We start from the raw sequence: 14,086 nt of genomic DNA on the forward strand, positions 1-14,086 counted from the left end.
TGCGCTGCTGCCCACGCCGCGCCACCGCCATCGTGCAGGCCATCCTGGCCCTGCACCACATCGAGAACCCGATCCACGGCAGTTGAAAAGCGCTCTATATCCCGTACCCGCTCTATGGGCCGGTGCAGGCGTACTTGGACGAGGTGCCCATGATCTACACGCGCGACTTGGGTGACTAACTGGGTTTCAACGGGGCCTACAGCCATGGATGAGCTCGGACACCAACGGACTGTTCGCCCTGTTCAGGTGCCCTGGTACGCCTGGTCAAGCTTCCAAGATCGTTCCTTGACACGGAAGTATGGCCCTCGGCGTGGCTCAAACCCCACAACGTACTGGTGAGCGTTGAGTGCACGCGGCTGTGCCGACTCGCAGCGCTTGATCGGGGACGTTAAGACGTTCCCTGGACGTCCCGAAGGCGTGGTTGGGGCCGGCGGATGTGAAGGCGACGCTATGGGTCAACACCGAAGCGCACCCGGTTCGTGGGTCATCGGACCCTCAAGCCGGCGGACGGGGTGGCGCCGGTGTTGGCCGAGGTCCGGCCGCGTGGTTCTCCTACCCATTCCATGCGGTCGGGCCTCTGGGTATCCGGAAGCCTGAGGAGGATCGATGCCACCAGTTCGTGTACCGGAATCACGCGCCGAGAGACATGACAGGGAGCGACCGCAGTTGATTTTTCCCGTCAGTCACTGCTTGCGGTTTTTTGGGAATCCATTCCCGGCTGGTCGTGGGTGGTTGAGTTTTGGAACGCCCTCGGCTTGGTGGGACGCCCTCTCCACTTCGATGAATCGGTGTCTATCGCTCGTAAGTTCACTGCGTTGGGTCGCAGCTTGGATGCGTGGTCGATCCGCTGCTGTGCTTGAGCACGGTCCCGAGCGGCCAAGCTGGCTGTGTCGTGCGTGTGGGGATCCGTGGCCTTGCCCTCCTACGAAGGATGAGCTGTTCGTGACCACGGATCGCCTTGGCAGGCTGATTCTCATGAATCTGTATGTGGCGGACTTCCTGGATGATCAACCGGAGGTGGGGGTCGCAGATGTCTGCGATCGGCTCATCTGGTGGGCACGGGAGTCGTAGCTTTCGGTCCAGACTCGCTCGAACGACGCGAGGTACGTCGCCGCCATGCCGTCGTGGCCTGACCGACGTAGGTGGATGACCGGTGTCCGGGAGGCCGGGCATGCGTACAGATGGGTGTTGACCATCAGTTCGTCGTCGGAGCGGTAGATCGAGTTGTAGAGGACGGTGTCGTGCAGTCGGAGTGATACTCCGGGCTCTTCGGTCAGCGGCTTGATCAACGCGAGCGCGTTGACGATGCGGGCCGCCATCATGCCGGCGACGCCCTCGTCGGCGCTTCGCTGAGCGATGTGCGCGCCGTGAGGGTCGCCCAGGGCGAGGCGGATTCGTACGCCTGAACGCGCCTTGGCTCGGAGAATCGCCTGGGCTCCCGCGTCTTCGGCGAGGAAGAGGCTGCTGTAGCCCAAGATGTCGATCTTGTGCTTCGCTCGTTCCAAGAGCCGGCGCCAGGTCTCTGGAGGGACTGAGCAGCGCTGGGAGTAGACGGTGATGACCTCGTGGGGGTTGGGTTCGGCTTGCTGGCGTGCGTCTATGCCGGGCCAGAGGTCGCGTTCGGCCCAGCCGGTCAGGTGAGCGAGCGTGGCGCGGTGGCGGGGGTAGGGCAGTCGGCCGTCGAGCCAGCGATTCACTGTCTTCGGGTCAACGCTCAGCTGCGCGGCTACGTCGATGACGTTCAAGCCGGCGGCGAGCAATGCCCGTGACAGAGGACCTTTCATTGCGTCCTCCCGATAGTGGAGTTCGGGTCAGCATAGCCAAGAAGTCCCAAGACGTCCTAACGCCGTGGTTCACACTCCGTTACCGGGCGCGAAGACTCAAGGCCGGACGAGCAGGCTGAAGAGCAAGTAGGTGGATAGTGATGAGCGAAGAGGATCGTCGCGGCGAACGGGCCGCGCGAGAGTCCGCGGATCGCCTCGCGCTTGCGCTCGAAGATGCCGGCTTTGATGTGGGCCAAGACTTTCCGGCGCTGCACGATGGCGTCGGGCGGCAGGGTGGTTCGGTCGTGCACATCGGAACCGTGAGTCCGGCTGTCGCTGACCGCCTGGTCGCCGCGCTGATTGGAGGCGCGGTTTCGGAATCCTCGTCAGTGGGGGAGGCCGACGACAGGTAGCAACCGGCACCCCGTACGACGGGACGTTCGTTAATCTGCCCATGTGGATCAGATCGAACGTGCCCGTGACCTTGCGCGCCGGTTGCTGGCCGAGTCGATCCCGCGGCGGTGGTCGCACAGTCAAGGTGTTGGACGCAAGGCTGAGTCGGTTGCGCACCTGGTCGGCGATGATGCGGCCACGCTCGTCTCCGCTGCTTGGTTGCATGACGTCGGGTATGCGCCCGACCTCGTTGCGACAGGGATGCACCAGCTCGACGGTGCCCGGTACCTGCGCGATGTAGCCCAGATTGATCAGCTTGTCTGCCGGCTGGTTGCACATCACTCGTGCGCGACGATCGAGGCTCGCAATAGGGGACTGGCTGACGAACTTCTGGGGGAGTTCCCGCCGGTCGGCGGACTGCTGGCAGATGCGATCACGTACGCCGACATGACGACCACGCCCGACGGTGATCCCGTTGAAGTAGAGCAGCGGCTTTCCGAGATCTTCGCCCGTTACGGGGATGAGCACCTGGTAGCGAGAACGATTCGCGAGGCCAGTCCGCTGATCATCGGCTCGGTTCGGGGGATCACCGAGGCTCTGAACAGGGGCTGAGTTCACTCGGCGCGGGACAACGCGCCCTGCTCGTCGCGGCTCCATCTGCGACCGGCGCTATCCAGAAACTCGATCTGTACCGGCTCAGGCTCGACGTATGATCGTAGCCACTCCGCGGGTGCCGAGCGCTGGATGGTCTGGCCTGGTGGGACCAGGCCGACGAACTCTGAGTCGGGCTTTTGGTCGCCTCGCGATGGGAGCGGTAGCTCTACCTCGTAGATCGGCATGGCGCTCGCGTTGTGGATGTGAAAGGCCAGTTCGCGGCCTCCGTCGAGCTTCCTTGTCAGCTCGATCCACGCGCTGATCCGCTCCGCTTGGGAGCGGCGCTCGTCGTCGGCTCGCTCGGCCTCTCGGCGGTGCTCTCGACGGAGGAGCAGAAAGCCCACGAGGAACGCGCCTACGGTGCCCACCGCGCCGAAGGAGTCAGCGAGAGCGCTGATCGCGTCGCTATCCAAGGTGAACGTCTTCTGGAGCCATGAAATAGCGGTCGACCCGCATGCGCATCGAGCGGTCCATCGGCAGGGCGCCGACCTCGGCCGGAGGAACCCAACGGACCTCGGTCGACTCGTCGCTCGGTGTTGGCTTGCCACCTACCGGCCGCGCGGTGAAGACCACCGAGAATTCCTGTCGTACCTCGTTGTTGCTGGTGTAGAGGATGACGTGGCGGGGATCGGTGTAGATGCCGACCAGCCCGGTGACCTCGGCGCGGATGCCCGTTTCCTCAGCGGTCTCGCGGATCGCTGTCTCGGGGAGGGACTCGCCGAGGTCCATGCCGCCCCCGGGAAGTGCCCAGTTGTCGTTGTCGGAGCGGCGGATCAGCAGGATGTCACCCTCGTCGTTGACGACGATGACGTTCGCTGAGGGGACGATGCTGTTGGCCTTGGGTGCCTGGGGATCGTCGTAGTAGTCGATGCGTCGTCCCACATCTGCCTCATTCCAGTGGGGTGGCGCCGTCCCACGCGTTGTCGAAGCTGTTCATGTACGTGGTGGCCATGTTGCCGCCGGCTACCCGTCGCAGGTGCATGACTGGCGCCTCGGAGGCAGGGAAGCTGTAGATGTGGGTGTTGACCAGCAGTTGTTCGTCAGCGCGGTAGATCGAGTTGTAGAGCACGGTACGGTGCAGGCGGAACTCGATGTTGTCGATGCCGAACAGCGGCCGGTACATCACCAGCGCGTTCTTGATCTTCGCTGACAGGCTGTCGATGCCTTCCTCGACATCTCGTTGCTTGACCACCTCGGCGTCCGGATCACCGAGCAGGATCCGCACCCGGGCTCCGGCATCGGCCTTCTCTCGGAAGATGCGCCGCACGCCGGCGTCCTCGGACAGGAAGAGGCCGCTGTAGACCAGGACGCCGATCTCGTGCTCGGCAGTGTCATAGAAGTTGCGCCAGAGGTCGGACGGGACGGCCCAGCGGTGCGGGTAGATGTTGATGATCTCGCTCTCGCTGACGCTGGCGACCTGGTCGGGACTGAGCGCGTCGGGCCAGAGGTAGACCTCGTCGACGCCGAGCTGGGCGGCGACGGCGTAGCGGTGACGTCGGTAGGGCGTGCGTCCGCTGATCCAGCGTTCGACGCTTTTCGGGTCGACGTTGAGCGTTTCGGCGAGGCTGGCCGGCGTGATTCCACGTTCCAGCATTGCTGTGCGTAGTCGCTCGTTCGGCATCGTCTTCCCGTCAGGACGTCTTTGCAGCTTGTCCACATTAGGCGAGATGTCTCTGAGGAGTCCAGCTGTGACCTGATCACGTCCCGGCCTCTGATCGCACTCTCGATGGCGTCGATGCGACACCCGCATCGCCGATCGAGAGGAGATCTCGCAATGGACATCCAGCACTTCACCAATGAAGTCCCGACCTGCCCGTGCGGTGCGCGGCTTGGTGGGGGACACCCGGCGCTGTGCCGCAAGTGCGTCGCAAGGGTCCGCTACAACCGCCGGCACCAGGCCCGCGGCACGCACGGTGGGGCGGACCGAGGAATCCGTACCCGCCGCCGCTCGCGTCGTCGTGATGGCGGTGACGCGTGACCATCGCCGTCTCCGCCGTCGTCCTGCTCGGCGTCTTCGTCTACCTGCTCTGGAGGTACGCCCGGCTGCCGCTGTGGCAGGCCGCCATCTGTGCGGCGTTCGGGTACTTCCTCGCCTCGTCCTCGATCGGTCCAGCGATCGGGGACGGCCTCCGGGCCTTCGCTCGGTTCGTCGCCGGACTGGATCTTTGACGTGAGACGTCCTCAAGAAGTCCGCGACGGCTGGGTGATGGCGGGCATGGCGGTCGCCGCCGCCTCGTCGGCGATCGCCAGCTTCGCTGGACTACGCGGCCTGGCCGAGGTCGCCGGTTGGCCGGCGCGGCTCGCCTGGCTGCTGCCCATCACGATCGACGCGTACGCGATGACATCGGCTCGTGTCTGGCTGGCCGGAACGCCGGCCGCTGGCCGAGCGCGACGGTTCGCCCGTGCCAACGCCGTTGGTGCCATCGCCACGAGCATCGTCGGCAACGCCGGCTACCACCTCGTCGCGAGCGGCCTGCTCACGATCTCGTGGCCGATCGTCGTGCTCGTCGGTGCCGTCCCAGCGGCAGTGCTCGGACTCACCGCTCACCTGCATGCGCTTCGGACCATCCCGATTGCGGAGGCGGTCAGCGCGCCGGTTGCTCGTACCGGGTCCCGTACCAAGTCCCGGACTCGCCGGGTGAAGGCGCGTTCGGACTCTGACCTGCTGAAAGCCGCGCGAGAGGCCGACGTCAAGTACCGGACCGCCCATCGCGGACAACCCATCACCCGAGACGCCTTGCGCGAAGCGCTTCGCATCGCCGGACCGAAGGCGACCGAACTCCGACGACGACTCGCCAGCGAATCCACCGAACGAAAGGAGGCCCAACCCACCTCATGACCAAGCCACACGTAACCATCGACCTGGAGGTCATCACCAACCATCTGCACGCCGCCTATGAGAGGCCGACCCGCCTTGCCGTCTGGACGGCCATGGCCGACATCCCCGTGATGCTCGCCGAGATCCAGCGGACCCTGGCTCTGCTGACTCGTGCTCGGCTCGACTTCGCCAACCTGCTAGCCGCAGCTCGTGCGTCGCTCGCGGCCGAGCGCGACGGGGAGCCGGATCCCTACAGCTACCTGAGGGATGAGGTCGCTCAGCACCGTGGTGAGCAAGAACAGCAATGAGGGCGTACGGACGGCGACACCGACGCTGGAGCCGGCGCAACCCGCAGCCGCTCATGCTCGTACCCGAGGAACCGCTCCTTCTCGTTCTTGCCGCCGCGATCGGGCGAGCGCTGTTCCGCTATCGATCCGAACTCGCGCCACTGACCAGCGCCTGCGTACTGTTCGTTGCCGCTTTGCTCCTACACCGCAATCATCCGGGCGGCTGGCCGTGGATAGCAGGCGTGGCCGCAGCTGCGGCACTCGGCGCGGCATTGTGGGGTCTCCCGTGGCGACTCGGCCGGCGAAGCGAGCGCACCTACGCCTCGACCGTCATCGCGGCGGCCGGCGCATGGCTGGCCTTCGCAACCGCCTTCGGGCCAGCTCGGTCACCGTTGCCGACGGTGCTCGTCGTAAGCACGCTCTTGCTTGCGGTGCCTTGGTGGGCGCACAGACGGCGCCGTGCCCGGGTCAAGGTCGATCGGGTCATCAGCGCTTGGCCCGACGTAGCCGAGGCGACCGGCCTCGCTGGATCCCGGATCATGTCCGCCTCGGTGGACACGTGGGGATGGCGCGCCCGGATGGCGTTGCGGCCGGGGCAGAGCGTCCCGGACGCCATCTCCCACGTACCCGCGATCGAATCGGCCTTGGGAACCAGACCCGGGGCGGTCCGGGTCGAGCAAGACCCGTCCCATGCCGGCCGTCTCACGCTGCGCGTCCTGGCCGCCGATCCCCACGCCGGCGCCATCGGCTGGAAAGGCCAGCGCGCCCGATCCATCGCCGACCCGATCGACCTCGGAATCTTCGAGGATGCGACGTCGGTTCGCGTCTCCGTGCTCCGGCGGCATGTCCTGATCGGCGGCGCCACGGACTCCGGCAAGAGCGGTGTCCTGAACGTCTTCTTGGGCAACCTCGTCGCCTGCTCCGATGTCGTGCTCTGGGGCATCGACCTCAAGGGCGGGATGGAACTGCGGCCATGGGCGTCGTGCCTTGACCGGCTCGCCACAACGTCGGAGGAAGCGGCGCGGCTGTTGGCCGACGCTGTGGCCGTTCTTGAGGCCCGAGCGGACGCAGCCGGCCGTGACAACACCCGCGTCTGGAAGCCAACGCTGGCCGCGCCGGCGCTGGTGATCGTCATTGACGAGTACGCCGAACTCGTGGACACCGCACCGGAGGCTGTCGGGTACGCGGACTCGATTGGCCGACGAGGACGTGCGGTGGCCGTGGATCTGCTCGCGGCGACCCAGCGCCCGACACAGAAGGCTATGGGAGGCGGGGCGCTGCGTTCACAGATGAGCGTCCGCGTGTGCCTCCGGGTTCGGGAACGCCGAGATGTCGACCTGATCCTGGACAAGGGCATGCTCGCCACCGGCTGGCACGCTCACACCCTCGACGCACCCGGCAAGTTCTACGTACTCGCCGATGGACACAACCAACCACGGCGCGCTCGTGCATACCTGGTGACGGACGACGACCTGCGAACGACGACCGCTCGGTATGCCGACCAGCGACCCGAACTCGACGCGCTCTCTCGCGCCGCCATCGACTCACCAACCACTCGGCCGGCCCAGCTTGCGGCCAGCCCTGACCCCGAACAGACACTCGCGACGGCACTCGCCGCCGCTCCGGAGGAAGGATCCACCGTTCCCGACCTCATGGAGATCACCGGCATGGGGCGCACTTGGGTCTACGAACGGCTCCAGGCGCTCGCGGCGGCCGGACATGCCCGGCAGGTCGCCCGCGGGCGGTGGCGAGCCTGGCCTGAACGTCCGCGCGGACGTCCGTCCGCTCGCGCGCGTCTGCGCCGATAAGCGCGCGGACGGACGACTGACGGACGTTCGCCCGGACACCACTTCGAGCTGAGGGGAGGTCCGACGATCACCACGAACAAGCCAGACGACGAAGGGAGAAATCGCAGCATACGAAGGACGAAGGCGCTGGTCATCGAAGATGCGCAGGTCAAGACGTCCCTAGAAGTCCCACTCTCCGACGCGGCCGCCGATGTGCTGTGGCGCATCATCGACCGCGCTCGGAAGAATCGATCGACATGACGAGATTCGCCTTCTACGGACGTGTGTCGACCGAGGATCAGCAGGATCCGCAGGCGTCGAAGGGCTGGCAGCTCTCGCGCGCTCGGAGCCTGATCGGGCCGGTAGGCGGAGAGATCGTTGCCGAGTTCTTCGACATCGGCTTGTCCCGTTCACTGCCGTGGAAGCGCCGACCCGAGGCGCTGCGCTTGCTCGACACCATTAAGAGCGCCGGCCGTGACTTCGACGCGGTTGTCATCGGCGAGCCGCAGCGTGCGTTCTACGGAAGTCAGTTCGGTATGACGTTCCCTGTGTTCGTTCACTACGGCGTTGGGCTGTGGGTGCCCGAGGTCGGCGGCGCCATCGATCCAGGCTCGGACGCACATGATCTCGTCATGGCGCTGTACGGCGGCATGAGCCAGGGCGAGCGCAATCGGATCAAGATCCGCGTCCGGTCCGCGATGAAGTCGCAGACTGAGTTGGAAGGCCGATTCCTCGGTGGCCGTCCGCCCTACGGCTACCAACTGGCCGACGCCGGGCCACACCCCAATCCCGGCAAGGCTGCTGAGGGCAAGCGCTTGCACCGGCTCGAACCAGACCTCGTGACAGCGCCGGTCGTCCGCCGGATCTTTGAGGAGTACGCAGCTGGACGAGGCATGACCTCGATTGCCCGTGGGCTGACCCAGGACGGCATCCCGTGCCCGTCGTCCTACGACCGGGCGCGAAACCCGCACCGGAACACCGAGGTCTGGGAGACGACCGCCATCCGCGCGATTCTCCGCAACCCGCGCTACACCGGTCGTCAGGTCTGGAACAAGCAGCGCACCGATGAGGTCTTGATCGACGTGGAAGACATCGCCCTCGGTCACGAGAACCGACACCGCTGGAACGACGAGAGTGAATGGGTCTGGTCGAAGGGCGAGGCCCACACCCCGCTGATCACGACCGATCTCTACCAGCGGGCGCAGACGACGATCAAGGTTCGCGGCACGAATGGCGAGCAAGGCAGGGCGCCACGTCGCAGCACCCGCCCCTACCTGTTCCGCGGTCTGATCAACTGCGGGCTCTGCGGACGGCACATGGTCGGCAACCTCAACCATGGACGCCTCTACTACCGGTGCAAAGCCTCGCGGGACTTCGTGCGGCAACACGAGGTCGCGCATCCGCCCATGCTCTACCTGCGCGAGGACGCCATCACGGATCCCGTCGACAAGTTCCTCGGCAAGGAGCTCAACGGCCGGACGCTGGGAGCGAACCTGCGCGCCCTGGCCGACGCGTACCACCGGGCCGAGATGTTCGCCTTCCGTGCGAACGATGACAGCGGGCGACTCCGCCAGACGATCGAGGACTGCGACGCCAAGATAGAGCGCTACCGAGCGGCGCTCGACGCGGGAGGCGACCCAGCGCTCATCTTGGGCTGGATCCGGGAGGCGTCGACCGTTCGGGGTACCGCTGAGGCTGCTCTCCGGACGAGCGCCATCCCACCGCAGCGGCTCAACGATGATCAGATCGCGGTGATCGTCAACGGCCTAGGAAGCTTGCTTGGTGTCCTCCGGGAGGCTGACCCACGCGACAAGGCGGCGGAGCTCTACAGCCGGCTCGGACTTAGGATGACCTACAAGCCAGGCCCGAAGACAGTGGTGGCCGAGATCGTCTCAAGCGATCTCGGCCGTGTGCTTAATGTGTGTCCGAGGGGGGACTTGAACCCCCACGCCCTATACGGGCACTAGCACCTCAAGCTAGCGCGTCTGCCATTCCGCCACCCGGACCTGCCCTGCAGCATAGGAGGATCGGGACCAAGGTTGCACCCTGGCGCCGCGGTCCTCTCGGCCGCACAGGAGAGAACTCTACACGGCCCCCTGGGGGCCCTGTGCGGAGGCCCGCCGGGGGAAGTGGGATCGGGCAAAACGGGACGTTGGTGGGGGTGGGTGTGGCGGGGGAAGGGACTTGCGGGCAGCATGGCTCGGGTGTCGCAGCCGTCTCCGCTCGAGCCTGCCCGGCAGCGGGCTCAGTATCTGGCTGATCAAGGTGATCGGGCCGCGGGTATTGCCATGCTCTCGCATGCTGTCTCGTTGGGGCGGGTGAATCTCGGGGAGGATGACCCGGGTGTGTTGGCCGCTGCGCATCATCTGGCTCGGCTTCATCAGTTCGACGATGATCCGTCGGGGGCTCGGCGGGTGCTTGAGGAAGCCTATGCGGCGGGGCAGTGGCGGCTGGGGGACTCCGATCCGCTGATGCTCGAGATCTCTTACGACCTTGGTGTGGTGGCTGAGGAACTCGGGAATCGGCATGAGGCTCGTAAGGCGCTCGGGCGTGTGGTTGAGCTGGGGGAACCTGTTCTTGGTGGGGCACACTGGGCGGTTTTGAAGGCTCGGGCCTATCTGGCGGGGAATTTCGGGGCGATTGCTCATGACGCGCCTGTGCCAGAGGTGCCTTCGGGGGAGGCGCCGCTTCGGGATGTGGCCTCGCTGGCGGCGCCCCGGCCGGCTCCGGCTGAGCCGCTGATTCCTCGGCAGGGTGGGATTCCGCTGGTCCGGCGGGTGCCGGGGGCTCAGACTCCGCCTTTACCGGAGGAGTACCCGGTGACTTCGGTGCGGGAGGAGCCGCCGGAGACGCGGCCGGAGCCGCAGGTGCCGGCCCAACGGCCCCCGATGGAGCAACCACCGGCGCAGGGCTGGCCGTTGGAGCAGGCGGCGCGGGAGCAGGCGGCGCGGGAGCAGGCGGCGCGGGAGCAGGCGGCGCGGGAACAAGCAGCGCGGGAACAAGCAGCGCGGGAACAAGCAGCACAGGGGCGGGTGGAAGAAGCGGCGCCGGCATGGCCGGTGCAAGGAGGGCAGGGCTGGCCGATCGAGGAGCGGCAGGAGCCGTACCGGCCCTTCGACGATCTCGCTGTTCATCGGCCCTTCGGTGACCCGCAGGCGCACGGGATGACAGCCGGCCCGATCGAAACCGAGCCTGCGCGCGCGTACACCCGGAGGGGGCCGGCGATCTTCGCAGCGATCGCCGCGGTCCTGGCCGTCAGTGTCGCCGTGGTCGCGCTGGTTTTCGTTCTGGCCGATCGCGGTGGCAAAGATGACGGTAAAGATTCAGATGTGCCAACTGTTGGGGGCGGCCCGCCTCCGCAGGGAGTGCAGGTGCGCGACTACGGGACCTCGGTGGAGATCAGCTGGGTCGACCCGAGTGACGGCAAGACATCGACGCTCGTCACCGGCGGGCACCCTGGGGAAGTGCTCAAGCCGATGGGTGAGGTCGGCCCGGGGGAAACCCGCTTTGAGCTGCGCGGACTTAATGATCAACTGGACTACTGCTTCGCCGTGGTGGCGGTGTACGGGACCAATTCCTTCGCGCCCAGCGAGCAGTCCTGCACCAGCCGGCCGGCGCCGGGGAAGTCGGGTAAATGATCACCGTCAGCGATCATGGTTATCCACAGGCGTGATCTGCCGACTGTCCCCATCGATCCAACACGCCCTATGATGGCCCGCGTTCTGCACGCTCGACGGGGAGGAAGCGCAGGCCGTGACCACATCGAAGCCCCCGTGGCGGACCCGTGGCGGGCTCGTCACTATCGGTACCGTCCTTACTCTCGTGACGGGTCTGGGGCTGACCGTGCTCGGGCTCGGCGCGGCCGATCAGGCCGTCGCCTCCTTTGACGCCGCCTCCTGGGTCTGGTCCAAGGGCAAGGGGGAGGTCGCCCGGGTCAACGGGGTGACCGCCAAGGTGGACACTCGCGTGGACGTGCCGGCGGCGCGTAACCACACGATGCAGATCTCGCAGAACGACCGCTTCGTGATCTACCGCGACGTGAACACCGGCGTGATCAGTTCGATGGACCTGACCTCGCTGAAGACCTACGCGACCACGCCGACGAACTCCGGCCTGGGCGTGAGCGTGGCCCTGCGCGACGACGCCGCGTTCGTGGTCGACTCCGTACGCGGTGTGGTGCGGCAGATCGACCCGCGCTACCTGACTCCGGTAGGGCAGCCGCTGAACTACCCGCCGGGCATCACCGGCGGCGTCTTCGACGGCAAAGGGCGGCTGTGGGTCGGCGTGCCGAGCCAGGGCACCGTGTCGGCGATCACGGCCGCCCGGATCGCCTCGGACGCGCCGCAGGGCGGGGGACAGGCCGCCGCCGCGGGGCCGGTGCAGGTGTCCACCACCTCGGTGGCGCCGGCCAGCCACGACCTGGCGATCACCACGCTGGACGACGGCGTGGCGGTGCTCAACCGGACGACCAACGCGCTCACCACCGTGCGCGGCGACCAGAAGGCCGTGCCCACGCAGCTGCCGCTGGCGGGGCCGGGCACCGTGGCCCCGCAGACCTGGGGCCTCTCCATCCCGGTGACCGTGCCCGACGCGCGCGAGGTCTACATCGTGCGTGACGGCAAGATGGGGCCCCGTTTCCAGGTGCCGGGCGACGGACCCGATCTGGCCGCCGCCGTGGCCTGGGAGGGCTTCTTCTACGTGGCCGAAGAGGACTCCGGCACCGTGCACGTCTTCGACGGTCAGGGGCGCGAGCAGAAGAGCATCGGCGTGCCCAACCCGGGTGGTCCGCTGGAGCTCGAGGTGCGCGAGAACTACCTGTTCATCAACGCGCCGGGCTCCTCGACCGCGCGGGTGGTCGACAACCAGCATCAGGTGCGGGTGGTGGACAAGTACGCCGACGACGTCCTCGGCGGCGACGCGCCGCCGGCGCCGGACACCCCTCCGCCGCCGCCGAAGCCGAAGAAGCCGCAGGTCGACAAGCCGGGCGCGCCGCGGAACGTGCGCGCCGCCGCGGGCAACGCCGAGGCCCGGGTCACCTGGCAGTCGGCCGACCCGCACGGCGCCCCGGTCACCCGCTACGTGGTCACCGGTGCCGGGAAGACCTTCCAGGTCGGTGCCAACCAGCGGTCGGTGAACGTGCCGGGGCTGACCAACGGCGAGACCTACCGGTTCGAGGTCCACGCGGTCAACAAGAAGGGCGACGGGCCGGCCAAGACCAGCAACGCGGTGCGCCCGACGGCCGAGGTACCGGACGCGCCGACCGCCGCCACGGCGGAGGCCAAGGCGGACGGCACTGTCACCGTCAGCTGGCCCGCCGCCAACGGGCAGGGGCTGGATATCGAGCGGTACACGGTGACCGCGATCTCCGAGGGCGGCAGCGCGCCGGTCGGGGAGTCGGACAAGCCCTCGCTGACGATCAAGGGCGGTGAGCTGGAGTACGGCAAGCAGTACGCGTTCACCGTGGTCGCCGTCAACGAGCGGGGCGCCGGGTCCAAGGCGTCGCCGGTCAGCAACAGCGTCGTGCCCTACGCCAAGCCCGAGGCGCCACAGAACGTGGACGCCGCCACGGTCAGCGGCCAGAAGGGCGCGATCCGGGCCACCTGGTCGCCGGCGGCGGAAAATGGCCGGCCGATCACCAAGTACGTCGTGACCGCGGGCGGCCGCTCGGTCGACGTGCCCGAGGGCAACCAGGTCACCATGACCGGCTTCGGTGACGGCGCGACCGTCCGGGTCGAGGTGCGCGCGGTCAACGACGCGGGGGAGGGCGCGCCGGGCTCGGCCACGGCCAAGACCGTTGCCCTGCCGCAGGTCACCATCACCGGTGCGTCGTCGACGTTCAACACCGGCACGGTCACGTTCAGCGTCAACGCCGGCGGCGGCACGGCCACCTGCACGGTCAAGACCAACCCGGACAACAAGTCGGCCGGCGGCAGCTGCTCCAGCCTCAAGGTGACCGGTCTCAAGCCCAGCACCGCCTACGACTTCACGGTCACGGCCAAGAACGCGGCCGGCGTCACCACCAGCAAGCCGCGGAGGGTGACCACGGCCAACATCTACGGCGTCGCGACCTGTAACAACGGCGAGAAGGGCGACACCGCCCACTACTGCGACAAGGACGTGGACGGCCGCAACGGCAACGAGATCTTCTCGGTCACCAAGCAGGACGACGGCAAGCAGGTCGGCTGGGCCAAGCCGGGCACCCGCCTGCAGGCGTACTGCAAGAAGTCCGGCGAAGAGGTCTACGCCTACATCTACAACCGGGACAAGCGCAGCACGTGGTGGGTGCGGATCAGCTACAAGGACAAGAAGCCGTACATCCCGTGGGCGTGGATCAACCTGGACGGCGGGGACAAGCTCGCCAACCTGCCCACCTGCTAGGCGGCT

The 14,086-nt window shown here is 67.1% G+C and carries 13 protein-coding genes and 1 tRNA gene; 9 read left to right on the forward strand and 5 right to left on the reverse strand.

The window, feature by feature from the left end:
* Nucleotides 1-1,007: 1,007 nt before the first annotated feature.
* Nucleotides 1,008-1,784, reverse strand: coding sequence for an XRE family transcriptional regulator (locus tag ACGFIO_RS42485; protein ID WP_392836503.1), 777 nt, complete (start codon nt 1,782-1,784; stop codon nt 1,008-1,010).
* A 140-nt stretch (nt 1,785-1,924) separates the two neighbouring features.
* On the opposite strand from ACGFIO_RS42485, the gene ACGFIO_RS42490 reads away from it, so the two are divergent.
* Nucleotides 1,925-2,176 (forward strand): hypothetical protein, encoded by a 252-nt coding sequence (locus ACGFIO_RS42490; protein ID WP_392836506.1) that lies wholly within the window; start codon nt 1,925-1,927, stop codon nt 2,174-2,176.
* Between the two features lie 43 nt (nt 2,177-2,219).
* The gene (locus tag ACGFIO_RS42495) at nt 2,220-2,768 is read left to right on the forward strand and encodes an HD domain-containing protein (RefSeq protein ID WP_392836509.1); all 549 of its coding nucleotides are present in this window, start codon (nt 2,220-2,222) and stop codon (nt 2,766-2,768) included.
* A 2-nt stretch (nt 2,769-2,770) separates the two neighbouring features.
* Here the strand turns inward: ACGFIO_RS42495 and ACGFIO_RS42500 are convergent, their stop codons facing one another.
* Genes ACGFIO_RS42500 through ACGFIO_RS42510 form a run of 3 tightly spaced genes read right to left on the reverse strand, consistent with a single transcriptional unit; the run spans nt 2,771 to nt 4,404 of the window.
* Complete coding sequence (locus ACGFIO_RS42500) at nt 2,771-3,223, reverse strand: hypothetical protein (protein ID WP_392836511.1); 453 nt, start codon at nt 3,221-3,223, stop codon at nt 2,771-2,773.
* Complete coding sequence (locus ACGFIO_RS42505; protein WP_392836512.1) at nt 3,216-3,692, reverse strand: NUDIX domain-containing protein; 477 nt, start codon at nt 3,690-3,692, stop codon at nt 3,216-3,218. Before ACGFIO_RS42505 ends, ACGFIO_RS42500 begins: the two co-directional genes overlap by 8 nt.
* Nucleotides 3,693-3,699: 7 nt before the next feature.
* Entirely contained in the window at nt 3,700-4,404 is a 705-nt protein-coding gene (locus ACGFIO_RS42510; RefSeq protein WP_392836514.1) for a helix-turn-helix domain-containing protein, read from the reverse strand.
* A 380-nt stretch (nt 4,405-4,784) separates the two neighbouring features.
* On the opposite strand from ACGFIO_RS42510, the gene ACGFIO_RS42515 reads away from it, so the two are divergent.
* The 5 genes from ACGFIO_RS42515 (at nt 4,785) to ACGFIO_RS42535 (ending at nt 9,669) form a co-directional block, all read left to right on the forward strand.
* Complete coding sequence (locus tag ACGFIO_RS42515; protein ID WP_392836517.1) at nt 4,785-4,979, forward strand: hypothetical protein; 195 nt, start codon at nt 4,785-4,787, stop codon at nt 4,977-4,979.
* Between the two features lie 46 nt (nt 4,980-5,025).
* Nucleotides 5,026-5,649 carry a DUF2637 domain-containing protein gene (locus ACGFIO_RS42520; protein WP_392836519.1) on the forward strand — a complete coding sequence of 208 codons (624 nt, stop codon included), beginning with the start codon at nt 5,026-5,028 and terminating at the stop codon, nt 5,647-5,649.
* Nucleotides 5,646-5,936, forward strand: coding sequence for a hypothetical protein (locus ACGFIO_RS42525; protein ID WP_392836522.1), 291 nt, complete (start codon nt 5,646-5,648; stop codon nt 5,934-5,936). The genes ACGFIO_RS42520 and ACGFIO_RS42525 overlap by 4 nt, the downstream gene beginning before the upstream one ends.
* Before the next feature lie 53 nt (nt 5,937-5,989).
* Nucleotides 5,990-7,723, forward strand: a complete 1,734-nt coding sequence (locus ACGFIO_RS42530; protein ID WP_392836524.1) for an FtsK/SpoIIIE domain-containing protein — start codon at nt 5,990-5,992, stop codon at nt 7,721-7,723.
* Nucleotides 7,724-7,959: 236 nt separating this feature from the next.
* Nucleotides 7,960-9,669 carry a recombinase family protein gene (locus tag ACGFIO_RS42535; protein ID WP_392836643.1) on the forward strand — a complete coding sequence of 570 codons (1,710 nt, stop codon included), beginning with the start codon at nt 7,960-7,962 and terminating at the stop codon, nt 9,667-9,669.
* Here the strand turns inward: ACGFIO_RS42535 and ACGFIO_RS42540 are convergent.
* A tRNA-Leu gene (locus ACGFIO_RS42540) sits at nt 9,625-9,708 on the reverse strand. The two genes, ACGFIO_RS42535 and ACGFIO_RS42540, sit on opposite strands and share 45 nt — an antisense overlap.
* Nucleotides 9,709-9,897: 189 nt before the next feature.
* Here ACGFIO_RS42540 and ACGFIO_RS42545 point away from each other — a divergent pair.
* Complete coding sequence (locus tag ACGFIO_RS42545; RefSeq protein WP_392836527.1) at nt 9,898-11,340, forward strand: tetratricopeptide repeat protein; 1,443 nt, start codon at nt 9,898-9,900, stop codon at nt 11,338-11,340.
* A 115-nt stretch (nt 11,341-11,455) separates the two neighbouring features.
* Nucleotides 11,456-14,080, forward strand: a complete 2,625-nt coding sequence (locus ACGFIO_RS42550; RefSeq protein WP_392836529.1) for a fibronectin type III domain-containing protein — start codon at nt 11,456-11,458, stop codon at nt 14,078-14,080.
* The last annotated feature ends 6 nt before the right edge of the window (nt 14,081-14,086 follow it).

The sequence above is a fragment of the Actinoplanes sp. NPDC049265 genome, from assembly GCF_043197135.1.
GTDB lineage: Bacteria > Actinomycetota > Actinomycetes > Mycobacteriales > Micromonosporaceae > Actinoplanes.

Coding starts and splice junctions, on each gene's coding strand:
- ACGFIO_RS42485 (WP_392836503.1), bottom strand. CDS start 1,784: ATGAAAGGTCCTCTGTCACGGGCATTGCTCGCCGCCGGCTTGAACGTC.
- ACGFIO_RS42490 (WP_392836506.1), top strand. CDS start 1,925: ATGAGCGAAGAGGATCGTCGCGGCGAACGGGCCGCGCGAGAGTCCGCG.
- ACGFIO_RS42510 (WP_392836514.1), bottom strand. CDS start 4,404: ATGCTGGAACGTGGAATCACGCCGGCCAGCCTCGCCGAAACGCTCAAC.
- ACGFIO_RS42520 (WP_392836519.1), top strand. CDS start 5,026: ATGGCGGTCGCCGCCGCCTCGTCGGCGATCGCCAGCTTCGCTGGACTA.
- ACGFIO_RS42525 (WP_392836522.1), top strand. CDS start 5,646: ATGACCAAGCCACACGTAACCATCGACCTGGAGGTCATCACCAACCAT.
- ACGFIO_RS42530 (WP_392836524.1), top strand. CDS start 5,990: ATGCTCGTACCCGAGGAACCGCTCCTTCTCGTTCTTGCCGCCGCGATC.
- ACGFIO_RS42535 (WP_392836643.1), top strand. CDS start 7,960: ATGACGAGATTCGCCTTCTACGGACGTGTGTCGACCGAGGATCAGCAG.
- ACGFIO_RS42545 (WP_392836527.1), top strand. CDS start 9,898: ATGGCTCGGGTGTCGCAGCCGTCTCCGCTCGAGCCTGCCCGGCAGCGG.